Origin of the sequence: Chitinophaga sp. Ak27, assembly GCF_012726295.1 — a bacterium.
GTDB lineage: Bacteria > Bacteroidota > Bacteroidia > Chitinophagales > Chitinophagaceae > Chitinophaga.
The window spans coordinates 298,016-322,044 of record NZ_JABAOB010000006.1 but is presented as its reverse complement, the minus strand read 5'-3'; the positions used below and the strand labels follow the sequence as shown (position 1 = coordinate 322,044).

The window sequence follows — 24,029 nt, the reverse complement described above, 5'->3', positions numbered from 1 at the left end:
CTACATTCGCACCCTAAAAAGTTGTTATGTGGAAAGGCATTCTGCTGGTGCTGTTGGGCGCCTGTAGTTTTGGAATATTATCAACCATCGTAAAATCGGGTTACCACCAGGGATATACGTTGGGGGAATTGTGCAGTGTACAGGCAGGTTTTGGGATGATTGCCTTATGGATGATCCATTTATTTTCCGGTCGTGCTACCTACGGTCTTGCCAACAAGGATGCCCGCAGTTGTTTTATACTGGGTAGTTCTACCGGTTTGGTGAGCGTTACCTATTATCAGAGCGTACAATATATTCCTGCCAGCGTAGCCATTATACTACTGATGCAGTTTACCTGGATGAGTATGCTGGCAGAGTGGATGATTTATAAAAAGCGTCCAACAGCGGTGCAATGGCTGGCAGTGGGTTGTATCCTGGGAGGCACTTTACTGGCTGGAGGCATTTTCAACAATGGGGAGACGCCGCTCAACTGGAAAGGTATTGGCTTTGGTATGCTGGCCGCTCTTTGTTATACCGTATTTATTGTAGTAAGCGGAAGAGTGGCAGCTTCACTGGGGCCGGTATTAAAAAGTGCCTGGATTGTTACCGGGGCTTTTGTCATTATTACCTTGTTATTCCCGCCTGTTTACCTGGTCAACGGGCGCTTCATAGGTTCCGGCTTATGGGTATGGGGTATTCCCCTGGCCGCTTTTGGCACTGTGTTGCCACCCTTCCTGTTTTCCAAAGGCATGCCCCAGACGGGAGTATCGCTCGGAGCTATCCTCAGTGCAGCCGAATTGCCGGTAGCGATGCTGGCTGCCACCATCTTCCTGCATGAGTCAGTATCGGGGCTGCAAATACTGGGCGTAGTGATCATATTAAGCGCTATTGTGATGGCAAATTTGAAACGCCGGAAATGAAAACCCATGAGGTGTTTTTTTTATTTATCTTTGCACCCTTAATAGTGATTTACGAACTGTTTTTTCATGAAAGCATTTAATTTTTTTATTCTATATCGCCTTCCGATCGGAATCGTATTATTAGCCGGCGGTATTGTTCTGGGCCTGACTATAGGCTGGTGGGAAGCCACTATCGTGCTGGTGCTGGCGCTGATATGTCTGGTGACACACGTGATGTTCGGTCCCATGAGATTAGTACAAGAAGCGGTTGAAGCAGGAGATATCGAAAGAGCTACTGCCCTGATGAACCAGGTAAAATTCCCCAAACTGTTATACAAACCCATCCGCTCTGTATATTATTTTATGCAAAGTAATATGGCGATGTATTCCAATGATCTTGATAAGGCAGAATCTACTATTCGCCAGAGTATCAATTCCGGCAGTCCTATGAAGGAATATGAAGGTATGCAGTATTTTCAGCTGGGTACCATTGCCTACCAGAAGAATGATTTAAAAACAGCCGATCAGAACCTGAAAATCGCTATGCGTAAGGGACTGCCTGATAAAGAAAACACTGCTGCGGCGCTCTTAACACTGGCCTCTATTGCCATGACCCGCCGAGACTTCAAATCTGCAAAGGAATATTTCCGCAGAGCTAAAGCCCAGAAGCCTACTACAGCGCAGATCGTGAACCAGATTAAAGAAATGGACAAATATATTTCCCGGATGCCGGGGTGAGTTGACGGCCTGCAGGCAGCAACCTACATGTATTGAAGCGGAGAAGAAAAGCGAACATTAAAAATTCGCTTGGTCTCCGCTTCAATCGTTTCGTGCCTTTTTATAAAAAAATAGCTAATAACTAACCAAAACTCTAGTTCGAGATGCAATTAAAATGCTACCCTTTTATCCTTTTAACGTTGGCTTACACGGCAGCTATGGCGCAAGACAGCAGTCGCACCAGCCAATTGAATGAAGTTACCGTTACAGCGTCCAAAGGACCACAAAAAGCCGGGGAAACCGGCAAGGTGGTCACCATCCTTTCCCATGAATACCTGGAGCAAAACAGTGGTAAAACCATTGCAGGCATCCTCAATCAACAACCCGGCCTGGTGATCAATGGTGCAGAAAATAACCGGGGTACTACTCCTAACGTATATATGCGGGGAGCCTCCAATGGCAATACCCTGATCCTGGTAGACGGGTTACCGGTAAACGATGCCTCCCAGATCAACAATACCTTCGATCTTAATTTTATTACACCCGACCAGGTAGAAAGAATTGAAATACTCCGCGGCAGCCAGTCTACACTCTATGGCTCCAATGCCGTGGCTGGCGTTATCAATATTATTACCCGCAAAACCGGCGATAAAAAGCTGGGAGTGGGCGCTAATATTGGCTATGGCAGCTACCGCGATTTCCAGGGGAGTGTAAATGTGCATGGCAATATTCAACGCTTCTCTTACCTGGTAAGCTATAAACATGAGAAGGCCAGGGGCTTTTCTGATGCCTACGATTCTACCCACCGCGCAGGGTTTGATAATGACGGTTTCCGCCAAAATACCCTGTTTGCCAAACTAGGTATGACTGCCGGAAAACGGTGGCAGTTTCAGTATATCACTAACTGGACCAACAACCGGCACGACCTGGATGAAGGCGGCTTTGTTGATGATAAAGATTATACGGGTACTTCCAAATACCTACTGCAGGGCATTAGCAGTGAGTATAAGTTTAAAAATGGGTCCTGGCATGTACTTGCCAGCTACCAGCATACCAGTCGTGATATCCTGAATGATTCCAATTCAGTATCCAAATCGGCCTATGCAAAATTTGACAGCTCCGTATTTGTAGCCAAAACAGCCCAGGTAGAATCTTATGTAAACTGGGACTTCACCCGTCAGATCAAACTGGTGGGCGGCGCCGCATTTACCTTTTCAGATACCCGCCAGTACGATCATCTGCTGAGTACTTACAGCCCTGTATTCCAGGATACCGAGTTATCGCCTGATAGCTCCCGTACCAATCAAACCAGTGTATATGCAGCACTCCTGTTTCATAACCTGAGCGGCTTTAACCTGGAATTGGGCGGACGCCTTAATCATCACAGCCTCTATGGCAACAACGGTACCTTTACCTTTAACCCTTCTTACCTGATTGGCCAACATCATAAAGTATTTGTTAATATATCTTCTGCGTACAATGTTCCTACCTTATACCAGCTGTATGCGGCAGGTTATGGAAACAAATCACTGAAACCGGAAAATACAATCAGTTATGAAGCCGGTTACCAGGCCGACCTGGCACAGAGCCGGGTAGGCTTCCGGGCCACTGGTTTCAGGCGGGATACCCGCGACCTGGTTATATTTTACTTTGACCCGGTTACCTATTTCAGCCAATACCAGAATGCCAATAAACAAAAGGCTTATGGAGTGGAATTTGAGGGCAACTGGACCATCAGCAAGGGCCTGGTACTTACCGCTAACTATACTTATGTAGACGGTAAGGTAACCATGCAGCAAAATAACAAAGACACCTCCTACTATAACCTGTACCGGGTACCCAAACACCTGGTTAACGCCAGCTTGGGTTACCAGATGAACAAGGCGCTGTTTGTATCGGTAACGGGTAAATATGTAGGTCAACGCTTCGAGCAAACCAAACCTTTAGGGGATTATTATACCCTGGATTTATATGGTGAATATAAATTTGGTAACTTGCTTAAGATTTTCGCCGGGTTTAGGAATATCACAGATTATAAATATTTTGATATTTCCGGTTATAATTCACGCCGGTTTAACTTTAATACCGGTATTTCCTTTAATTTGTAAACATTAAAACCAGCATAATGTCATTAAAGAATCTTAATCCGCGATTTAGTGTATTGCTGCTCTTCATACTGGCAGCAGGTATCCTTCGCATCGTGTTGGGAGCTGATACCGCCATGTCACCAATAGCCATGTTTTCTCCTGTTGGCGCGATGGCCTTATTTGGCGGTGCTTCATTTTCGCAAAAGTGGAAATCTTATGCATTTCCTTTACTAGCCTTATTTATCAGTGATATTGTACTGATGCAGTTTTTCCACAGACAATATGCGGAGGGCTTGCTCTACAAGGGCTGGATGTGGAATTATGCCAGCTTTATACTGATCGTATTATTGGGTCAGCTGGTTATTAAAAAAGCGAGTGTAGGTAATATATTAATCAGTGCCGTAGGTGCTGCTTTTATTCACTTCCTGGTGTCTAACTTCGGCGTATGGATCAGCGGTTCTACCAACATGCTAACCGGACAGCCTTACACCAAGGACCTGGCAGGTATCAGCAGCTGCTACATCCAGGCTATTCCTTACATGAAATATGCGCTGGTGGGCAATCTTATCTACTGCACTATTTTCTTTGGCAGCTTTGAACTGGTAAAACGCCGCATGCGTTTCGCTCAATAAGCGTGATACATTTGTTTTTAGAGATTTAGAGATCAGGCAAATGCGTACATTTGCCGGGCTCTAAATCTCTAAATTATTATAGGGGGCGCCTCTCCTGCATCAGCATTCTGTTCCAGCACTATTTCACGGTAACATTTGTACGAAAACAAGAAGTAAAATACATACTTAACATGCGCAGCATTACACGCAAATTTCAACTTTCTCTTACTGTAGCAGCATTCACCATAGCAGGTCTGGCATCCTGTAGCAAAACTAACGATGCCGATGTAGTGGTACCACAGATTGTGAGTCCTGGTTTAAAAAACGGTAAAGACACCATTTATGTAGGCGACACCCGGTTATTAAGTCCCCAATTGGCAGATGTTAAAAACCCCACTTTCCAATGGCTGGTAAATGGCGTACAGGTAAGCTCAGACTCCCTGTATACGTTCAAGCCCATTGAAAGAGGTGATTACACGATCTCCTATAAAATTATTTCTGGTAACGCTATCTCTTCCTATTACTACCAAATTAAGGTAATGGGTAAGTTCGATAATGGTTTTTTCCTGGTGAATGAAGGCTGGTTTGGACATGAACCCGGCGATGTCAACTTTTACCGTAACGGAGAAGATTCTGTTTACCAATACGTATTTCAGCGCAACAACCCGGGCAAAACACTGGGTACTACTACCGATTTTGGCGCGATGTTCAACAACAGGTTGTACCTGGTTTCCAAATCGGGCGCCTTTGTGGTAGCAGATGCCTCTACTATGAAAGAAACGGGCCGTGTAGATCAGTTACCTGCCACTGGTAATTCCTTCTGTGGTATAACACCTGGTCAGGGCCTGATAGGCACTTCCGATGGAGTTTATCCCGTTAACCTGCAGTCACTCGCGTTGGGCAGCAAATTAAGCACCGTAACCGGGCAAATAGGCGGCATCATCAAATCCGGTGCTTATGTGCTGGTAATGTCTCAAACGGATGGTATCGTGGTTTTAAACAGCAGCGATTTCAGTGTAGCGAAGAAGCTGGGTCCAGCAGATGTGGGCTTTGCACAAACTCCCGATGGCAGGATATGGGCAGCTAAAGGCCAATCGCTCTTTGGCATTAACCCGCAAACGCTGGCAGTGGATACCGTTAGTGTGCCGTTTGATGTATATGGATCCTGGGGCGCGTGGAATGCGGGTATGCTGAGTGCCTCCACCACAGAAAATGCCCTGTTTATCGGAAAAACCAATGCGTGGGGCGCTGGTGGCAGAGAAATCTACAAATATGCAACGGGCAATCCTAACTCGCTGCAGGCACCATTTATTACTATTCCTGCCGGCCGCGAACTGTATGGCGCAGCAGTAAGATATAATCCAGGTAATAACACCGTGGTAGTGACCGATGTTAAATCCGGCTACGGCCAGAACTACGCCAATAACGCATTGTATATTTACGATGCCGGCACCGGCGCTTTAAAGAAGACGGTGTCTTACACCGGCTACTTCTTCCCGGCTATCCCTGTATTTAACTAAGTATATAGCTCCCGGTATCATAGATACCGGGAGTTTTGTTTAATACAACCGCCATGATCTATCTAATTACCGGCGGAGCCAGATCCGGCAAAAGCAGGTACGCGCAGGAACTGGCGCTGTCGCAGAGCTCACAGCCAGTATATGTGGCTACTGCCAAAATATGGGACGATGATTTTGCCCAACGTATCGAACGTCATCGGGCAGAACGAGGAGCCGCCTGGATCAATTACGAGGAAGAACTGCATATCAGTAAACTGCCACTACAGGGCCATACGGTGGTGATAGATTGTATCACCTTATGGCTCACCAATTTTTTCGTGCAAACGGAATACGATACCGATCGTACTTTACACGCCATACAGGCAGAAATAGATCACCTGCATCGGCAGCCAGGCACCTTCATCATTGTTACCAATGAAATAGGAATGGGCGTGCATGCTGAAACAGCAGCGGGACGTAAGTTTACAGATCTGCAAGGCTGGATAAATCAATACATTGCCCGTATAGCCGACAACGTAGTATTGATGGTATCCGGCATACCCGTCATTATTAAACAAGCAACGTCATAAATTCATCGTATGAGCAATATCCGGATAACACCTGTATCACAGGAATTGAAAGCCGCATTACAGGATAAGATAGACCAGAAGACCAAGCCACCCGGATCGCTGGGTAAACTGGAAGGAATTGCTTTACAGGCCGGACTTATACAGAACACACTCACTCCCGTTATTCAACAGCCTTCCATTATTGTGTTCGCCGGTGATCACGGTATTGCTGCCGACGGACAGGTAAACCCGTTTCCACAGGCCGTTACCGCGCAGATGGTCTACAACTTTTTACAGGGAGGCGCTGCGATCAATGTATTTTGCCGGCAGCATCAGCTGCAGCTCAGGGTGGTAGATGCGGGCGTAAACCATGTTTTTGCACCCCATCCACTCCTGAAAGACCGCAAAATGGGGATGGGTACGCAGAACTTTCTGCATATGCCTGCTATGTCGTTAGACCAGTGTAAGCTGGCTATGCAGGCCGGCGCGGAAGAAGTGATTCTATTACATCAACAGGGATGCAATACCATCGGTTTTGGAGAAATGGGTATCGGTAATACCTCCGCCGCCGCGCTGTTGATGAGCCACTTTACGGGGATACCTGTGGCGGAATGCACCGGTATAGGCACCGGCAGTAATGCACAACAGCTGGCACAAAAGCGGGCTATATTGCAACAGGTGATGGCCAAACATGCCAGGCCGGCATCGCCCGAACAGGCGCTGGCCGCCTTTGGCGGATTTGAAATTGCCATGATTTGCGGCGCTATCCAACAGGCAGCTGCGCTGCAAATGCTGGTGGTGATAGATGGTTTTATTGTTACCGCCGCCCTGCTGGCAGCGGTCAACATGCAACCCGCCGTGAAAGATTATTGTGTGTTTGCGCATTGCTCGGAGGAAAATGGCCATAAAGCCATGTTGAAACACCTGGAGGTATCGCCCCTGCTACAAATGGATATGCGTTTAGGAGAAGGAACCGGCGCAGCATTGGCCATACCACTTATCCAGAGTGCCGTAGCATTTCTCGGTGACATGGCCAGCTTTAATAGTGCACAGGTATCAAATCGGACGATATGAAAAAACAGTGGCAGCTGTTGCTTACCGCTATCATGTTTTATACGCGTTTACCCGTTCCCGTTAATACGCCTTATCACCCGGATATGCTCAACCAGGCAACCCGCTATCTTCCGCTTGTTGGCTGGATCGTGGCAGGTTGCATGATAGCCGTACTATATCTACTATCTAATATCGCCCCTCCCATGGTCAGCATCCTGCTGGCACTTATTACGGGTATTTGGGCTACCGGCGCCTTTCACGAAGATGGGTTTGCCGATATGTGCGATGGCTTTGGCGGTGGATGGACCCAAGAAAAGATACTCGATATCATGAAAGACAGCCGCATTGGCACCTATGGTATGCTAGGGCTCCTGCTACTGATGGCGCTCAAATTCCTCTGCTTGCGGGAACTACCGATATTCGGTGTAATGCTGGCTATCCTGGCGGCACAGCCGCTAAGTCGCTTCATGGCGGTAACGGTAGTATATACCCACCAATACGTTCGTGAAAATGAAGATAGTAAAGCCAAACCCATTGCGAAAGGAATTAGCTCAATAGGGCTGATCATAGCAGGCATATGGGGATGCGTACCTTTTATTGCCATCCTGCTATACCTGCAGAATTATACCTTGCTGCTCACGATACCGGCCTTGTTATTGGCGCGTTGGTACCTGGTGCGTCTCATGAAAAAATGGATTGGCGGTTATACAGGCGACTGTCTCGGTGCGGTACAACAGGTATCAGAAGTGGTTATTTATTTATGCTTTTGTATTCTCACATGGAAATATATTTAATCCGGCATACCACGCCGGCAATAGAAAGTGGTGTTTGCTATGGTGCCTCCGATGTGGACGTAGCGGCAAGTTTTGATACGGAAGTAGCCAGGATAAAGCCATTACTCCCTGCTAAGCCACTGGAAGTATATACCAGCCCGCTGCAGCGTTGCGAAAAGCTGGCAGCCGCCTTATTTGGCGATGTATACACTAAAGACGGCCGGCTGAAAGAGATGAACTTTGGTGACTGGGAAATGCTGCCCTGGGATAATATCAGCCGCACTGCTTTACGCAAATGGGCTGATAACGTGGTCTTTGAACATATTCCGGGAGGTGAAAGCTATGAAGAATTATATGTTCGTAGTATACAGCTATTGGAAGAAGTAATGGCCCAGGGAAAGGACGCTGTTTTGGTGACCCATGGCGGGGTGATCCGCTGTATACTGGCGCATGTGACCGATACTGCCCTCGTGGATGCGTTCGACATTTCGGTGGATTATGGCCGTATTTCTCACTTACAGGTAGAGAATGAGGAGATAAAAGTGATATTTTCTAATTTATAAGTAATTGCGAACAAGTCAATTATATTAAAATTTTTAAATATCTCCCTAAAAAACAAAAAAACTGGTATTTCGTGCTAACTTTATGTTTGCATATACCTTAAATAAAAGAACACAATTTAAAACTGTTATAATGACAACATCTTTTCTGAATATCCCGCTTTTGTTTTTGCAGGAAATAGGTATCAAAGAATTGCTGCTGATAGCATTAGTAGTACTGTTATTGTTTGGTGGTAAGAAGATACCTGAGCTGATGCGTGGTTTGGGTAGCGGCATACGTGAATTTAAAGATGCCAAAGATGAACCAACAAAAAAAGGAAGCAGCGCTGATGCTGATGCAAAAAGCTAATTAGATTCCTGTTATAAAGACATAAAAGGCAAACCGCTCATATGATATGAGCGATTTGCCTTTTTTAATCTTCCATTGTTTAAGCCGCCATCCGCACTTCTTTGCTAAATCCCGGGGTGCTTTTATTGTTCACTGATTCATATCTTTTCTTAAAATACCAGGCGGCTATCATCATCATTACAATACCGGTAACGGATATACTGATTACTGCATCTATGAAAAACTGGCTCCAGGACAAGGATACGCCACTGAAATTTTTAAATAGCATCACGGTTACGCTTCCCAGGTAGCCAAAAGAATCGGCTACATAAATAACAAAGCCCACGTTACTCACATATCTGAACACGGCTATCAACCGCTCGAAAAAAATACAGTTGAAGGGAATATATCCCATATAAAGTCCCAATCCCGTCAGGGTCATCCACCAAACCGGATCTAACCGGTGCTGACGGAACATCAGGGTGCTTATCAATGCAATAAGAAAGCCGGTGATCACGATGATGTGATTCAGCATAAAGGCATGGAAATTATTCCTGACAAATACCAGCAAACTCATAATCAGGATAATAGCGATAGAAATAGGAATTTCCGTTTGAGTAAAAATTCCGGCCTCAGAGCCGTAGCCCAGGTCTTTCCAGATATCGGCGGCAAAATTATCACGCATATCTCTCAATATCGTTAATAACACATAAGCCGCGATCAGCAATACCAACCCAGGTAAAAATGCCTGTAAAAAGCTTTTACGCTCCTGTTTATTCATAGGCGCCCGCCTGGTTCTGAGCTGTTCGTCTGCTGCCGTTGGCGGTGGGATTTGCTCTAACAACACCACGAAAATTACGATCGGTACAATGAATACCAGCCCGGTCACAAAAGGCATCCAATATTCTGTTACATGCCAGTCTACTACAGTCATCTTCCCTACTGACTTTACAAAGCCAGAAGAGAAAATAAAGCTGATAGACAACACAGCTCCCATAAACTCTGTACTGCGCCGCCCTTCCAGGTAACTGAATACCAGCCCCCAGATCATTCCCAGGGGAAAGCCGTTGATGAATAAAAACGCAATATTATAGGGAGTAGGCGCCAGGGCAAAACCCAGCAATGCCAGCCATGAAATAGCAATCAGTAATAAAATACTCTGTGCACGCTTGTTACCTTTCATTTCTGCAATGAAACGAATACCATAAAACTTACTGCAGGCATAGCCAATTGTTTGCGTGATCACCAACCATATCTTATAATCTATCCCCAGGAAAGTGGCCCCTTCAAAAATCCCGGATGTAAAGGGTTTCCGAAAGGCATACATACAGGAATAAGTGCCAAAAGCCACCAGTGCCGCATACAATGAAAACGTAAGATGATGGGCATTTTGCAACCGCTTCCGCAACCAGGAAATATTCAGCATCGTAACAAATGGTTTGGGACAAAGATGCGGGTCCAATGTAAACGGAATGTTAACAAACACTGAACTTAATGTTAAGTATTATTAAACATCCATTAAATGAAGAAGGCTATGGATATTCCATAGCCATTCTTCGTTTTGAAACAACGAGTTTTTTATTTCAGCAGCCACATGCTGCCGTTGATATCGTCGGTAGTACCTCCAAACTGGCTTTGCAGCGCGGCGGTCCAGTTAATGGTATTAGATGAACGCTCTGCATCAGGATATTTAAAGCGCTTGGGAATGACACCACTATTGCCGGTACCCGTACCTACTGTAAAGGTGGGCACACCGGTTCTTCTCCAGTTGTTATAAGCCTCCCATCCGGAATTTTCGAAGAAGGCCAGGTACTTCTGTGTCAGGATCTGGGCTAGTCCTTGCGCATTATCACCTTTGTACATTACAGCAGCTTGCTTATAGTATACATTTTCGAAATCAAACGGAATCTCATAACGTTTACCACCATATGTTTTCACCACGGCGCCTGGCGCTTCAGCAGGAATACCATAGAAACCCAAAGAAGCCTTGATACCTTTCTTATACCATGTTTCGGCATTACCACTGATCCACCCGCGATTAATCGCCTCTGCCATATTAAAACATAATTCCGGGAATCCCAGTAGCACACCCGGTTCTGCAGCATAGTTACTGTAATAACGACTCCGACTGCGCACGGAATATTCTGCCGTATCAACGTTAGACATGCCGGAAGACATCACTGATTGGCTGATACCCGGATCGGCGCCCATATAGGCGGTAATATCAGCCGGTGTTTTACCCAGCTTATTCAACTGTTTAGTAGCTGGTTCAGCAGTGATATACGCGCGTGGGTCGTTTAGGGTCACCAGGGTATTCAGGTAGGTGGCTGACATATTATAACGGGTAGCATCAAAGCCCAGGTTATCCGGGTTAGATGGGTACTTGTTAATATTGTTATAAATGAACTGCAGGTTCTGATCCATTGACTCTATTATGGGATACTTAGTAGGATTGCTAACGATATCCTTAAACTGCTGAGCTATCTTCAGGTCCGTATCTGCTGTTTTCCGGCTCAGGGCAATCAATACCCGCAAACGCAAGGTGTTTACTGCGCGTTGCCATTTGCTCATATCATTCCCATAGTAGAAATCGCCTTTCAGCAGTTGTCCTTCTGCCGTAGCACTTTTGTCAGGATTAGCAATCTGTTGTGCCAGTTGGGTGTTGGCATCTTCCAGCCATTGCAGGATCTGTATAAAAACGGCTTTCTGGTTGTCATATACCGGGGTAAGGTTTGTTTTTCCCTGCAAAGCAGCTTTCATTGGCAGATCTCCCACCAGGTTAGTTAAGCGGTAAAAGAACCAAGCGCGGAAAAACTTACCCAGCGCGGTGTATGGATTCACGGCCTGGCCACCTAAACGCAACGCTTCGCTCTCCATTTGCTGCACGTTACTCATAGAATAATAACTGTTAAAATCAGCACCGCCCCAATCATAGCGTTGATCGCCATAATAGTTATAGTTACAGCAATCAAACTGGTTCCAGCGCATTACGTTGCTCCAGGGTTTATCGGAATTCATGTCCGACAATACGCCACCTAATACGAGGCTGGGCGGAGTTTGAGATGGTTTATTCGTATTGATAGCATAGTCTTCAAATTGCTTATTACAACCGCTCACCACAGCACCAGTGATTGCAACGAAGGCTAATATTTTAAATGATTTCATACAAAGCTTGTTTAATAAATGAGCGTGATCAGAATGTGAGATTTACGTTGAAGCCATAACGTTTAGTCGTAGGCGACTGCAGGGTAGATATTCCCTGTGTACCAGGATACTGGTCGATATCCACATCTTTGTTCTTAGCAAAGTACAAGAGGTTTCTGCCTACGAAAGAGATATTTGCACCACGGATAAACGTTCCTTTCAGCATGTTGGCAGGCAAAGCATAACCGATCGTTACTTCGCGCAGTTTTGCAAATGTTTTGCTGATCAGGTTGGCTTCATTGGTTTTATAGTACACGCTGATATAATCCTGCAGAAATGCTTTGGTAGTATTCGGAGCATACTGCAACTTATCGTAGTTGGTTACATTTCCGTTATTATCATACTGGATAGGCACGCCATTGCTCACCACTACGCCGTCGCCCTGGTATGATTTCACACCTTTATAATCCTGGTAACGGGCATCTCCCATAGCACCTTGTGTGGTAAGGATATTACGGCCACCACGGAAAGTTTGCTGTTGAATGTAATCGATCATGCTACCACCTACGCGGCCATCGAACTGGAAGCTGAGGCTCACACCTTTATAGCTGAAGCTGTTGTTTACGCCCCAAACCCAGTCCGGATTGGCATATCCCAGGAACTGCGGAGTAGAATTCACTACCGGACGTCCATCATCCCCATTGATAATTTGTCCACTCTGGTTTCTTACAAACTTGCTACCGTAGATTTTATCCACCCTGTCGCCCACACCGGTATAAGCATCCAGCTTAGTTTCACCATCATAAATGCTGATATACTTTTCCTGGAAGGTAGACCAGTTGGCAGTTATATTCCAGTTCAGGCCATTGGGATTCCTGAGTGGACTACCATTCAGGGTAAACTCATATCCTACTTTGCGGGTGTTCACACCATTGATACGGTTTTTCGCAAACCCGGTAGAGCCGGGGATAATCACGTCATAGATCTGCGGACCGTTCTTGCTGGTAAAGTAAGTAGCGTCGATACCTATGCGGTTTTTGAGGAAGCGGATATCCAATCCGGTTTCAAACACCTTGGTAGCAAATGGTTTCAGGTCAGGATTAGCAATTGTTTGGGAAACATAAGCACCCGCCTGGTTCTGGTATACGGGGAGAACATTGTAAAATTTGGTATTGAAAATCGGACCATCGTAGGAAGACTGGTACTCTGCACCATATCCCAACGGATAACTGGCCAGCGGCGTAGCGCCTATAGTAGCCTGGGTGAATCCTCCTTTTACGTTGGCATAAGATCCTCTCAGTTTCAGGAAGGATACCACTTCTGGCAGTTGCACATAATCAGATACTACAGTACTGATAGCCACAGAAGGATAGGAATATACGTTGTTGTGAGGAGGCAAACTGGAGTTTTTATCGAAACGATCTGTGAGCGAGATAGTCGCGTACTTACCCAGGTCAATATCTACATAACCATATGCGCTCAATACCAGCATCTGGGCCGAATAGTTGGTAGCAAACAGTGGATCGCGGCTATTGGCAAAGCCATACCATCCGGGCGCATTCAGGTAGTTGGTGGTTACAAAGCTGGAATTATACCGGTATGAACGGGCGTTAGCGCCAACAGAGGCATGAATCCCTATTTTACGGGGGAATACATTGGTATAAGATAACAACACATCGGTATTGTTTTCAAACAACGAGCGTTTGTCTTCCCGGTAGTTACCTTTACCTTCTTCCATGCCATAAGGGTGCGCAGAGAAAGGTACTTTTTCATTTCTCATCAGGTCGTAGGTAGTCACCTGTGTACGGGCGAGCAGCTCCAATTTATCGTTGAACTTATAATTCAGTTTGGCATAACCGTTTACATCTGTTTTGTAATGCCCGCGTAACCATTCGTAGGTCATAAACCATGGGTTATGATAGCGTTGGTATTCGGCATATATCGACTGGATGCCTTCTTTACCTGGTTGCCAGTAGTTGCGCATATCATCCATGCTCCAGTCGGCGCCGGCCCAGATCAGGGTATTATAAATGATACTGTTGGGGCCATAAGTTACATCCGGGAAGTTGTTGGTGTACTGGCGGTTGTAATTCATGTAGGCATCCAGGCGCAGGCGTGGGCTGAAGTTATAGCCTGCAGAGATGTTGAAGTTGGTAATGTTTAGAGAAGTATTGGGCACAATTCCTTTCTGGTAGGAATGTGACAGGGAGAAGCGCAAATCGGCTTTTTCCGTGTGAGAGGAAACGGCGATGTTGTTGGTGCTAAGCATGCCTGTTTGCAGGAAGCGCTGCAGGTTGTTTTTACCGCGTGCTACCCATGGGGTGCCGGTGCGTTTACCGGTAGCTGGATCCACGGGACTATCGTATTGAGGAATTAATTGTCCTTCAAACTTTGGTCCCCATACATCGTAGTCGCCATCGTTGGTTCCGTTTCCTTTACCGTCTACAAACGCGTATTTACCATGGTCGCCGGGGCCATACTCATCCTGTACTTTAGGGATGGCATTGAATCCTTTTTCGAACATGGTGCTGGAGTTAAAGTCGATGGACAGGCCACGCTTGTCTTTAGTTCCTTTTTTGGTGGTGATCATGATGGCGCCGTTCAGGCCACGGGAGCCGTACAACGCGGAGGCGGTAACGCCTTTCAGTACGGTATAGCTTTCAATATCATCGGGTGAAATGTTCCAGGTGTCGGAGTTAATAGGTACGCCATCTACTACATAGAGCCCGATATTATTGCCTCTTAATAATACCTGTGGAGCGGCCAATAACTCAGCGGAAGCACCTACGGTGAGGCCGGCTACTTTTCCGACTAATCCGTTAACCGGATTAGGTTCACGGGCTTTTACCAGGTCGGCGCCTTTTACTTCCTGAACGGCATACCCTACCCGTTTTACTTCTTTTCGTATACCCAGTGCCGTAACTACTACTTCATCCAATGCTTTTTTGTCAGGTTGTAGGGCAATAGTAATGTCTGTAGCTCCTTTGAGCGGAAATTGCTGCGGAAGGAAACCAATAAAAGTGATTTCGAGTACTCCATTGCCCGGGGCAGAGAGGGCAAAGTTACCGTTGGCATCTGTTACCGCTCCGCGGTTGGCGCCCAACACTTTAACCGTAGCGCCGATAACGGGCTGGCGGTCATCGCCTGAGATAACCTTTCCGGTGATGGCTTGTTGTGCGAAAACTGATGAGCTGATAAGCAACAGCAATAGCAGAGCGCGTAGCTGCCTTTTGAGCGCACGACGTAGATTTGATTGCATGTAAAGTAGGTTTGGGTAAAATTTTATTTACATGCAAAGGTGATGGTCCAATATGACCGAACTGTTAAGTTATACTAAATTTAATGTTAAGTATTTGTATATTCTATTTCTCTGAATCCAGGAAGAAATATACCACGAGGATCTGGGCGTTATCGGGGCCAATATTACGGGGTTTATGTCCCAGGCGGCCGTCGAAGAAGAGAGAATCACCTTCTTCGAGAATGTATTTTTCATTATCGATGAGGTATTCTACCGTGCCTTTAATGATATATTTATATTCATAGGCATCGGTTTTCACAGTTTGGGTACGATGGGCTCCTTTCTTTAATTCCAGCAGTACGATGTCTACCGGGAAGTTTTTCACATTTTTAGTCAGCACCCGTTTGTATACAAATCCTTTGGCCGGTTCTTTTTCAAACTCCTGGTAAGCGGCTTTCTGCTTGATTATTACTTTGGCGCATTGCGTTTGCTGGTCTATTTCGTTGAAGAACTCGTTCATATCGAGGCGTAGTGCCCGGATAATATTGATCAGTACGAGCAGGGACGGCACAGTTCTGTTATTTTCAATCTGGGAGATCAGTCCTTTGCTCACTTCAGCCCTATCGGCCAACTCCTGGATGGTGATTCCTTTGCTCTTTCTCTTTTCCTTGATCTTATTACTGATCTGAATAATAATATCCTCCGTCATAAAATAGCAGTATTCAACAAATATAAGCAGAATGGGGCTAGGATAAAACCCAGGCCATTCTGACTATATTTACACAAAATAGCACACATGTTCAGTATCGACCAAATTTTGGCTATTACCTTTACGTTATTCGCAGTTATCGACATTGTAGGATCTATCCCTGTATTGGTATCCCTGAAGGAAAAGCTGGGACATATAGATGCCGGCAAAGCAACGCTGGCTTCGGGTTTCCTGATGATACTGTTTCTGCTGGTGGGCGAGCCCTTCCTGAAATTGCTGAGCGTTGATGTGCACTCCTTTGCTGTAGCGGGTTCCATCGTTATTTTCGTGATAGGACTGGAAATGATCCTGGGCCTCGAACTTTTCAAGACAGACCCCGACGCCAAAGCTGGCAGTGTAGTGCCCATTGCCTTTCCCCTGATAGCCGGCTCCGGCACCCTGACCACCATTATGTCGCTGAAAGCCGACTTCGGACAGTATAATATCCTCGCAGGCATCTGCCTCAACCTGGTCATCGTATACATTGTATTACGCTGCCTGAATTACATAGAACGCTTGCTGGGCAAGGCGGGGCTGATGGTATTACGTAAATTTTTCGGGGTTATCCTGCTGGCTATTGCGGTCAAAATCTTTAAAAGTAATATTAATCTTTAACCTGATTTGGGATTGTACAACAGAAAATGTAGTTTTGCGTTCTTTCCGGCCTCGTAGTACAATGGATAGTATAAGAGTTTCCGAAGCTCCAGATTCAAGTTCGATTCTTGACGAGGCTACTACCTGATATCTGCAAATAAATTATTTGCAGATATTTTTTTTATATTACTGTCGTGTTTTGTTAACTGAATAAATTTTCCATAAAACCTCTATTCTTTATCTATGAGAAAAAAGCTATTGTCCCTGTTAATCTCAGGTACTATTCCATTTACATTATCCGCACAGGATACTGCTTACATCAAAAATCAGGCGCTGTCAGCCCAAAATGCAAATGCATGGATCAGCGGAAAATTTACTTCTGGTTTTATGCAAACTTTCCAGGGCACCAGCACCGGCGGGACGAGGCATTATGATTTTTTTGGTGGGTCGGCCACTCCAGCGGGCGCCAATTTAAGATGGAGCTTTGTATTACAGGGCCAGGAAACAGGAAGTAACGCGGGAACGGATTTCAAGATATGGAGTTATGCGGATAACGGTACTTTTTTGAACAACCCTTTCTCCATTTCAAGGGCATCTGGCGTAGTGAGTATTGGCACCGCCCTGGCAGCCACCATTATCAACACTAATAATCCCAATGTTGCCCTGAGTATTTCTGGTGGCACCAGGGATGCCAATGGCTACCGGGGAGCTGAAATAGGGCTCCGTGGTGGCAGCTACAGTACTACGCCGGGTGAAATGAGCTTCCATACGGGATTGGGAGGTGGTGGCACCGCCCAGCCAGAAAGGATGCGCATAGATGCCAATGGACTGGTGACTATGGGTTACGGCTTAAGATTAAATAATGCCACCTCCAATAACATCAGTTTTGACCCTGTTGGATTGGGTGGTCCCACCTTTACTACCAGGAGCGTTGGCACCCGGATCACCCTGCATCCTGCATTAGGCAGCGCATCGGGAGATTATGCCATTGGTATCGAGCCTCAGCACATGTGGTTTGGTATCAATGTTAGAAATGTTGCCAATGGTTTCAAATTTTACGCAGGTACCAACCAGATAGGAAGAATCGATGGCTTTGGGGCCACCGACTGGGAGGGGCAAGGCCGTTTTAAAGGATGGTATAATGCCAACGGAACCGGTCCAGCCGCAGAAATAGGGGTATCAAATGGCACAGCAGTGCTTATTGGCTACGACAGAACTCCAGGGGCTACACGGTATATTCCATTAGCTCTCTCAGGTGGAACTACCAGCAGTAATCAAACGAATATTACTATTAATGAAATTGGCGTAGGCGTTGGTACCAACACCTTCTTCGGTAAATTCAATATATATGATCCGGTTAATAATAAAGCTTCTATTACCATGCAGTCTAATGGTGACAGCAGGTTCTGGATCAATGAAGGCGACAATGCCCTTAAACTTGGCGGAGTAGGCGGTAGCACCCCTCCTGCCCAAGGCGTATTAAACATTACCAACCAAGGTCTGGTAGGTATCGGTACCCTGGCTCCCCAATCCGAACTTTCCGTGAAAGGCACGATCACCGCGCAACGCGTTAAAGTAACGCAAACAGGCTGGGCCGATTATGTATTTCATAAAGACTATCCCCTTTCTCCATTAGCAGCTGTTGAAAAATATGTAACCACATATCAGCACCTGGAAGGTATTCCCTCTGCGGTAGAAGTAGCAAAAGAGGGTATCGACGTAGGAGAGATGAACAAAAAGTTGTTGGAAAAAGTGGAAGAATTAACGCTTTACCTAATTGAGCAAAATAAAAAAATAGTGGCACTGGAAGAGTGGAAAAAGCAACAAGAAAGCAGGCAGCATTAGTGTCCTCCCGATAATTTATAATAAAACAAAGTGAAATATTCACAACTTAATCTGACAAAAGGGGATTAACTTTAAGTTATCACACTATTAGTTAATCCCCGTTTGACCTTGAACTGTTAGAAATGAAAAGCTATGAAATTGATCCCCACACACTCAATGAACAATCCTATGTGTAATTCTTCAATGAAAGCTTTAGAGGTGAATTCCTAAATGCCCATTGGTTTCTTTTGATTTCTTAAATTCCTTGGGCCCTCTCTACCTCTGCTAAAGCATTTGTATTTAGCCGAGCTGGTACAATAACATTTTTTCTTAGGAAAAGTAATCTCTTATACCAATCTTTTTGCATGCACGGCCTCTCTACGACGATAAAGAACAAGCAACTCGCACCCAATGTTATGAGGGAAAATACCACTGAGATAATAAGATAGTTTATCGGGGACCACTTACTAAATTGATACTTTAACAAGTAGTTCGCCACAATTGAAATAATAGGACCGTGGATTAAGTAAATGGTATAGCACATGCCACCAATGACTACCAAGAACTTTTTGCTGAAAATATTCTTCCAGAATATTGTGAATAATGCGAGATAATATAATACAAATATCATTACCGGAAGCGCAACGCCCCACCCGACTTTCCATAAGAATGGATCTCTCGCCTCTGGCCGGTATAACCAAATACCAAATAAACTTAATGCCCCCGAAATAATAGCGCTCCATTTTGATACCTGAAGATTGAGCGGTTCCACATATAAGTCAGCGAGAAGAAATCCTAATAAAAAAAACTGCATTTGATCATACAGCCATCTAAATTTAAAAACATATAGTTGCTGTATCACAATAAATACTAAAATTGCTGAGATAATCTTTATCCTCCTGGCATACGCATTATGCGACTTAAAAAAGAAAGCAGCCAGCAATGGAGCCAGTATATAGAACTGTACTTCTATCTCTAGTGTCCAGGCCACAGGATTGACAATAGGTAATATATCCGCACCGTAAAAAAAATTATGTGAATAGGTCAGGGAAGCCAGCAAACTGGGTAACAGCTGATTAAACGTATATTTATGTTGCAAGAAAACAATATACACAAAAAGCAATATCATTATCAGGATATATGGCGGCTCCAGCCTGGTTAATCTTCTTAAAAAATATTGCTTCATAACGGGCTGCTTAGCTCCAGCCAGGTAGTGCTGTACAAAAGGGAGCGCCAGAATAAAACCGCTGATAGCAAAAAAAAGCTGTACACCGTATCCGCCGTGAGAAATATAGGTTTTCCATATGCTATTAGCACACATAGCATCATAATAAATTGATTTGTCCTTCACATTCAGGATTTCACTAACATGAAAAATGAAAACCGAAAAGATTGCGATAAAGCGTAACCCATCAATTTGAGGAATAAATTTTCCCGAAGACGTACTCTCCGAAGCTGGGCATAAACACGTTGGTTTAAATTTCTAAGCATACAATACAAATGGATAATAAGGGGATAATAAGGGGATAATGACAGAATAATAAGGTATAGTAAAAATAAAAAAATAGTACGAGGGCTACAAATTTAGTTCACTGAGTTCCAGCCACCGCATGCCTTTATCATCGAGTAATTGGATGATCTCCCCAATGCGATGTGTCATGGGTTCTATCTTATCGAAGCTAAGTTCACCACTGGATAACGCCGTTTCAATGGTTTTCTTTTCTGTTTCCAATTGTTCGATTTCTTTCTCCAGCAATTCCAACTCACGCTTCTCTTTAAAAGACATTTTACGGGCTTTGCTTTCCGTAGGTAGTGTAGCCATTACCGTTGGTTCAGGCATTACTTCCTTCTTAGGCGCAGCTGTTTTCTTTTTATCTTCTTCCTTCTGCCATTCGCGGTACTGGGTATAGTTACCCGGGAAATCACGTATTTCACCATCCCCTTCAAAAACAAGCAGGTGATCTACCAGTTTGTCCATGAAATAACGGTCGTGGCTCACAATGATCACACATCCCTGGAAGTCCTGCAGGAAGCTCTCCAGGATGCTTAGCGTGGGCAAATCCAGGTCATTGGTAGGTTCATCCAATACCAGGAAGTTGGGATTACGGAATAAAATAGACAGCAGGTGTAGTCTTCTTTTTTCCCCACCGCTCAGCTTAGAAATATAGGTGTATTGTTTCTCTGCGGGAAACAGGAATAATTCGAGGAATTGTGCAGCGCTTACTTTGGTTCCGTCAGCCAGGGGGAAATTTTCAGCAATATTCTTTACGAACTCAATTACCCGCATATCTTCTTTCACCACCAGGCCTGACTGGGAATAGTTACCAAACACAATGGTTTCACCCACATTGATTTTTCCGGAGTCGGGTTGTTCTGTGCCCAACAGCATATTCAGGAAAGTAGACTTTCCCACGCCGTTTTTACCCACAATACCTACGCGCTCTCCCCTTTTGAAAGTATAGTCCATCCCTTTCAGGATTGTCAGATCTCCGTATGACTTATAAACTTTCTTCAGCTCCAGGATTTTTCCACCCAGGCGGGTCATTTTAACATTAAGTTCCAACTGTTGATCGGCTACTCTTTGGCTGGCTTTCTCTTTTACTTCGTAAAAATTATCCTGCCTGGCTTTAGATTTGGTGGTGCGGGCTTTGGGCTGTTTTCGCATCCATTCCAATTCTTTCCGGTACAGGTTTCGGGCCTTGTCTACGCTTGCTTTTTCACTTTCTTCCCTGGCAGCTTTCTTTTCCAAGTAATTTTCATAGTCTCCCTTATAGATAAACAGTTGTTCCTGGTCCAGCTCCATTATTTCGTTACATACGCTGTCGAGGAAGTAGCGGTCGTGGGTTACCAACAGTAAGGTAACCCGTTCCTGGTCCAGGTAGTTTTCCAACCATTCGATCATACTCACATCCAGGTGGTTAGTGGGCTCGTCCATGATCAGCAGCACATGCTTGTGTTCAAAGCCAATTTCAATCAGGACCTTAGCGAGTGCCACCCGTTTTTGTTGTCCGCCGGATAGGGAACCAACGGGCTGGTCGAGGTTGTGTATATTAAGTTTTCCTAATATCTGTTTTACTTTAGCATCGAAATGCCAGGCATTTAGCTCATCCATTTTAGCAATGGAGGCTGTCAATTTATCTAGGTCAGGCTCTCCGTGGCCCTCTTCTGTGAGCAGTTCATATTCTTTGATAGCGTTCAGTACAGGGTTATCGTGGTTAAAGATGTTTTCGATAACGGATTTGGTCATATCAAAACCGGACTGTTGCTCCAGCATGACTACAGTAACATCCTTATGGATCCAGACTTTACCAGCGTCTGGCACATCCTTTCCGCATAAAATCCGCAACAGCGTGGATTTTCCGGTCCCGTTGAGCGCCACCAGCGCTATTTTATCCCCTTCTTCGATGTGAAAAGAAATGTCTTTAAATAATGGTTTGGTGCCAAAAGATTTGGTAAGCCCTTCTACTGAAACGTAATGCATAGTGCAAAGTTATAAATTATCGGGAACACTGGGTGATGGAGTCAGTGATGATTTTTTCGTATACTCAGCATAGGATAAACAGGGTTTCCCGTTATCTGACTATTTCTTATTAACAGGCATTATTTCGGCCTTTGTCCATTATTATCCTCCCCTCTTTGCGTATTAAAAACATGCAAGCCCTTCTGCGCTGGCAGAAGGGCTTGCATGTTTTTATAAGAAACTATTAAAAGTCGTAGTAGAACTGACGGAAAGTACTGCGCAGGCCAAAACTGAATATCAGATCTGTGCTTTTATCAATGTCGTTACTCAGCTTTCTTGCTGCCAGGGAGGCTTCCAGGCGAAGATTATACTTGGGATTCACAACATATGCGATAGTACCCTGTGCATATAGCAGATTAGTTTTAACACCTTGCCCTATCCAGTTACCATATTCATTGGGGTGGGTAGTATACGGTTTGGATATATCATGGCCGTAATTGGTTTTAACATCGGGGTCGTCACCATATTTTGAATACATCAGTTCTCCTCTGCCATACCATCTTTTATAACGATAAGTAGCAATACCCAATAACTCCTGGAAATTGGCGCCCAAAGGATGCGCCAGCGATTGGTTGTAATGCTCATAGTTAATCATGGTACTTTTGTAACTATAAGTATATGGTCTTACTGCATTGTATTCTCCCTGGAGGTCCAGATTTTTCACCTTAAAGATGTCAAATGACCGGAATCCCAATTGCCAGCTTTGCTTATTGGCCCACCAGCCTCTACCTCCAAAAACTTCCTTCAGCTTAAATTCATCCAATACCAGTTGACCATATATAGTTGTTTTTGGAAATAATTTAAACTTCGCATTCATACCGACCAGGGCATTATCTGAAGAACCTTCAGAAAACTCTGCTGACCGCAGGAATATAATCGGGTTCATGTAACTCCAGTCAAAGCCACGTTTACGGCCTGAAGAATCGGCATCTGGCCAGATAACTGCGTCAAATAGCCCAATAGTTAATTTTTTATTGACATTCCAATCGAGGAAATGAAATACGCCCCATTTTTTATAATATCCAAGATCATCATATGCGCTGGCAAAACTTTTACTATGTTTATCCATAAATTGGGCCCACATCGCTGTATACTGAACGTTGCCCAAGTTGCCGGTTAATTTGAGGTAAGGATAACTAAACTGTATATCAGAGAATATCAGAGAACGATAACCATCACCTATAAAATTAGTGCCATAACCAGCTGTTACATTAAGATATTTATTAGGGGTATAAGATAGTAAAGCACTGGCATAGTTATAATCGAAAGCCTTGCCATTACTATAATCCTTAATTCCTCCTTGTCCCGGCACAATCTGATTTTTTCTTATATATTGATCTAAATACTCAGGAAATTTTCCCTGGTTCTCAAAAAAGTAAGATTCGAAATAAAATTTAGTCCCAATATTAGCCTGAATGCTGGCTCCGCGGGTATTCAACCAAGTAGTTCTGCTACCGGTTCTTGATTTGCCTACCTGGAAATCAGGCAGGAAGTCAACAAAAACATTATAGTCTTTATTTCGGAATTCCAATAAATGTTCATCAAATAGCTTCCGATGAAACAAACTATGTTTGGCCGTATCGGATTGGATATACATAGCGCTGGTATCTTCATGAAGAGCAGGCTTAAAAGCAGTGTGATGATTGTTGGTATCCATGTATAGTTCCCGAACATTCTGATAATTATAGGGCGCTATCACTGGCAATTTTTCTTGTGCATAAACTGCACCGGACAGCAGCGTTACTGCTATCATCCAAACGGAATGTTTCATTGATTTTTGTTTGTTTCGTTCAAATACACACGCAAACAGGTGCCACAAACACATTACATACCACTTTCAAAAGCGAATATAACTACAACTGCGGGTTATCGATACACAAAGATAC

General features: G+C 44.6%; 19 protein-coding genes and 1 tRNA gene. 13 read left to right on the top strand and 7 right to left on the bottom strand.

Annotated elements, in window-relative coordinates:
* Window positions 1-26 precede the first annotated feature (26 nt).
* The 10 genes from HGH90_RS21025 to HGH90_RS20980 all read left to right on the top strand — a co-directional run bounded on the left by HGH90_RS21025 (window position 27) and on the right by HGH90_RS20980 (window position 9,096).
* Window positions 27-899 (top strand): EamA family transporter, encoded by an 873-nt coding sequence (locus HGH90_RS21025; protein WP_168766932.1) that lies wholly within the window; start codon window positions 27-29, stop codon window positions 897-899.
* A 66-nt stretch (window positions 900-965) separates the two neighbouring features.
* Window positions 966-1,616, top strand: a complete 651-nt coding sequence (locus HGH90_RS21020; RefSeq protein WP_168766931.1) for a tetratricopeptide repeat protein — start codon at window positions 966-968, stop codon at window positions 1,614-1,616.
* A 143-nt stretch (window positions 1,617-1,759) separates the two neighbouring features.
* Window positions 1,760-3,703, top strand: a complete 1,944-nt coding sequence (locus HGH90_RS21015; RefSeq protein ID WP_169191847.1) for a TonB-dependent receptor plug domain-containing protein — start codon at window positions 1,760-1,762, stop codon at window positions 3,701-3,703.
* A 17-nt stretch (window positions 3,704-3,720) separates the two neighbouring features.
* Window positions 3,721-4,314, top strand: coding sequence for a DUF6580 family putative transport protein (locus HGH90_RS21010; RefSeq protein ID WP_168766929.1), 594 nt, complete (start codon window positions 3,721-3,723; stop codon window positions 4,312-4,314).
* Between the two features lie 170 nt (window positions 4,315-4,484).
* Window positions 4,485-5,813, top strand: a complete 1,329-nt coding sequence (locus HGH90_RS21005; RefSeq protein WP_169191846.1) for a DUF5074 domain-containing protein — start codon at window positions 4,485-4,487, stop codon at window positions 5,811-5,813.
* 53 nt (window positions 5,814-5,866) lie between these two features.
* Window positions 5,867-6,382 (top strand): bifunctional adenosylcobinamide kinase/adenosylcobinamide-phosphate guanylyltransferase, encoded by a 516-nt coding sequence (gene cobU, locus HGH90_RS21000; RefSeq protein ID WP_169191845.1) that lies wholly within the window; start codon window positions 5,867-5,869, stop codon window positions 6,380-6,382.
* A gap of 9 nt (window positions 6,383-6,391) precedes the next feature.
* Complete coding sequence (gene cobT, locus HGH90_RS20995) at window positions 6,392-7,435, top strand: nicotinate-nucleotide--dimethylbenzimidazole phosphoribosyltransferase (RefSeq protein ID WP_168766926.1); 1,044 nt, start codon at window positions 6,392-6,394, stop codon at window positions 7,433-7,435.
* Entirely contained in the window at window positions 7,432-8,208 is a 777-nt protein-coding gene (locus HGH90_RS20990; RefSeq protein WP_169191844.1) for an adenosylcobinamide-GDP ribazoletransferase, read from the top strand. The genes cobT and HGH90_RS20990 overlap by 4 nt, the downstream gene beginning before the upstream one ends.
* On the top strand, window positions 8,193-8,750 hold the full coding sequence (gene cobC / locus HGH90_RS20985) for an alpha-ribazole phosphatase (RefSeq protein ID WP_169191843.1): 558 nt from the start codon (window positions 8,193-8,195) through the stop codon (window positions 8,748-8,750). The genes HGH90_RS20990 and cobC overlap by 16 nt, the downstream gene beginning before the upstream one ends.
* Window positions 8,751-8,880: 130 nt before the next feature.
* The gene (locus tag HGH90_RS20980) at window positions 8,881-9,096 is read left to right on the top strand and encodes a twin-arginine translocase TatA/TatE family subunit (protein ID WP_145660976.1); all 216 of its coding nucleotides are present in this window, start codon (window positions 8,881-8,883) and stop codon (window positions 9,094-9,096) included.
* Between the two features lie 79 nt (window positions 9,097-9,175).
* Here the strand turns inward: HGH90_RS20980 and HGH90_RS20975 are convergent, their stop codons facing one another.
* From HGH90_RS20975 to HGH90_RS20960, 4 genes are all read right to left on the bottom strand, one after another.
* On the bottom strand, window positions 9,176-10,501 hold the full coding sequence (locus tag HGH90_RS20975) for a DUF5690 family protein (RefSeq protein WP_169191842.1): 1,326 nt from the start codon (window positions 10,499-10,501) through the stop codon (window positions 9,176-9,178).
* Window positions 10,502-10,653: 152 nt separating this feature from the next.
* Window positions 10,654-12,240: a SusD/RagB family nutrient-binding outer membrane lipoprotein gene (locus HGH90_RS20970; RefSeq protein ID WP_169191841.1), complete on the bottom strand. Its 1,587-nt coding sequence runs from the start codon at window positions 12,238-12,240 to the stop codon at window positions 10,654-10,656.
* A gap of 28 nt (window positions 12,241-12,268) precedes the next feature.
* Window positions 12,269-15,478, bottom strand: a complete 3,210-nt coding sequence (locus tag HGH90_RS20965; protein ID WP_168766921.1) for a SusC/RagA family TonB-linked outer membrane protein — start codon at window positions 15,476-15,478, stop codon at window positions 12,269-12,271.
* 103 nt (window positions 15,479-15,581) lie between these two features.
* Window positions 15,582-16,166 carry a helix-turn-helix domain-containing protein gene (locus HGH90_RS20960; protein WP_168766920.1) on the bottom strand — a complete coding sequence of 195 codons (585 nt, stop codon included), beginning with the start codon at window positions 16,164-16,166 and terminating at the stop codon, window positions 15,582-15,584.
* A gap of 87 nt (window positions 16,167-16,253) precedes the next feature.
* Here HGH90_RS20960 and HGH90_RS20955 point away from each other — a divergent pair, with 87 nt between their 5' ends.
* From HGH90_RS20955 to HGH90_RS20945, 3 genes are all read left to right on the top strand, one after another.
* Window positions 16,254-16,820: a MarC family protein gene (locus HGH90_RS20955; protein WP_168766919.1), complete on the top strand. Its 567-nt coding sequence runs from the start codon at window positions 16,254-16,256 to the stop codon at window positions 16,818-16,820.
* A 47-nt stretch (window positions 16,821-16,867) separates the two neighbouring features.
* Window positions 16,868-16,939: transfer RNA gene (locus tag HGH90_RS20950), tRNA-Arg, on the top strand.
* Between the two features lie 103 nt (window positions 16,940-17,042).
* The gene (locus HGH90_RS20945) at window positions 17,043-18,644 is read left to right on the top strand and encodes a hypothetical protein (RefSeq protein ID WP_169191840.1); all 1,602 of its coding nucleotides are present in this window, start codon (window positions 17,043-17,045) and stop codon (window positions 18,642-18,644) included.
* Between the two features lie 235 nt (window positions 18,645-18,879).
* Here the strand turns inward: HGH90_RS20945 and HGH90_RS20940 are convergent, their stop codons facing one another.
* The 3 genes from HGH90_RS20940 to HGH90_RS20930 all read right to left on the bottom strand — a co-directional run bounded on the left by HGH90_RS20940 (window position 18,880) and on the right by HGH90_RS20930 (window position 23,914).
* On the bottom strand, window positions 18,880-20,040 hold the full coding sequence (locus HGH90_RS20940) for an acyltransferase (RefSeq protein WP_317166167.1): 1,161 nt from the start codon (window positions 20,038-20,040) through the stop codon (window positions 18,880-18,882).
* 159 nt (window positions 20,041-20,199) lie between these two features.
* Complete coding sequence (locus tag HGH90_RS20935; RefSeq protein ID WP_169191839.1) at window positions 20,200-22,104, bottom strand: ABC-F family ATP-binding cassette domain-containing protein; 1,905 nt, start codon at window positions 22,102-22,104, stop codon at window positions 20,200-20,202.
* A gap of 223 nt (window positions 22,105-22,327) precedes the next feature.
* Window positions 22,328-23,914, bottom strand: coding sequence for a hypothetical protein (locus HGH90_RS20930; protein ID WP_169191838.1), 1,587 nt, complete (start codon window positions 23,912-23,914; stop codon window positions 22,328-22,330).
* Between the last annotated feature and the right edge of the window lie 115 nt (window positions 23,915-24,029).

Excerpts from the sequence above, each read along its gene's own strand:
- HGH90_RS20965 (WP_168766921.1), bottom strand. The coding sequence starts at position 15,478 with ATGCAATCAAATCTACGTCGTGCGCTCAAAAGGCAGCTACGCGCTCTG.
- HGH90_RS20935 (WP_169191839.1), bottom strand. The coding sequence starts at position 22,104 with ATGCATTACGTTTCAGTAGAAGGGCTTACCAAATCTTTTGGCACCAAA.
- cobT (WP_168766926.1), top strand. The coding sequence starts at position 6,392 with ATGAGCAATATCCGGATAACACCTGTATCACAGGAATTGAAAGCCGCA.
- HGH90_RS21020 (WP_168766931.1), top strand. The coding sequence starts at position 966 with ATGAAAGCATTTAATTTTTTTATTCTATATCGCCTTCCGATCGGAATC.
- HGH90_RS20930 (WP_169191838.1), bottom strand. The coding sequence starts at position 23,914 with ATGAAACATTCCGTTTGGATGATAGCAGTAACGCTGCTGTCCGGTGCA.
- HGH90_RS21015 (WP_169191847.1), top strand. The coding sequence starts at position 1,760 with ATGCAATTAAAATGCTACCCTTTTATCCTTTTAACGTTGGCTTACACG.
- HGH90_RS20970 (WP_169191841.1), bottom strand. The coding sequence starts at position 12,240 with ATGAAATCATTTAAAATATTAGCCTTCGTTGCAATCACTGGTGCTGTG.
- HGH90_RS20975 (WP_169191842.1), bottom strand. The coding sequence starts at position 10,501 with ATGCTGAATATTTCCTGGTTGCGGAAGCGGTTGCAAAATGCCCATCAT.
- cobC (WP_169191843.1), top strand. The coding sequence starts at position 8,193 with ATGGAAATATATTTAATCCGGCATACCACGCCGGCAATAGAAAGTGGT.
- HGH90_RS20990 (WP_169191844.1), top strand. The coding sequence starts at position 7,432 with ATGAAAAAACAGTGGCAGCTGTTGCTTACCGCTATCATGTTTTATACG.
- HGH90_RS20960 (WP_168766920.1), bottom strand. The coding sequence starts at position 16,166 with ATGACGGAGGATATTATTATTCAGATCAGTAATAAGATCAAGGAAAAG.
- HGH90_RS20955 (WP_168766919.1), top strand. The coding sequence starts at position 16,254 with ATGTTCAGTATCGACCAAATTTTGGCTATTACCTTTACGTTATTCGCA.
- HGH90_RS20980 (WP_145660976.1), top strand. The coding sequence starts at position 8,881 with ATGACAACATCTTTTCTGAATATCCCGCTTTTGTTTTTGCAGGAAATA.
- HGH90_RS21005 (WP_169191846.1), top strand. The coding sequence starts at position 4,485 with ATGCGCAGCATTACACGCAAATTTCAACTTTCTCTTACTGTAGCAGCA.
- cobU (WP_169191845.1), top strand. The coding sequence starts at position 5,867 with ATGATCTATCTAATTACCGGCGGAGCCAGATCCGGCAAAAGCAGGTAC.
- HGH90_RS21010 (WP_168766929.1), top strand. The coding sequence starts at position 3,721 with ATGTCATTAAAGAATCTTAATCCGCGATTTAGTGTATTGCTGCTCTTC.
- HGH90_RS20945 (WP_169191840.1), top strand. The coding sequence starts at position 17,043 with ATGAGAAAAAAGCTATTGTCCCTGTTAATCTCAGGTACTATTCCATTT.
- HGH90_RS21025 (WP_168766932.1), top strand. The coding sequence starts at position 27 with ATGTGGAAAGGCATTCTGCTGGTGCTGTTGGGCGCCTGTAGTTTTGGA.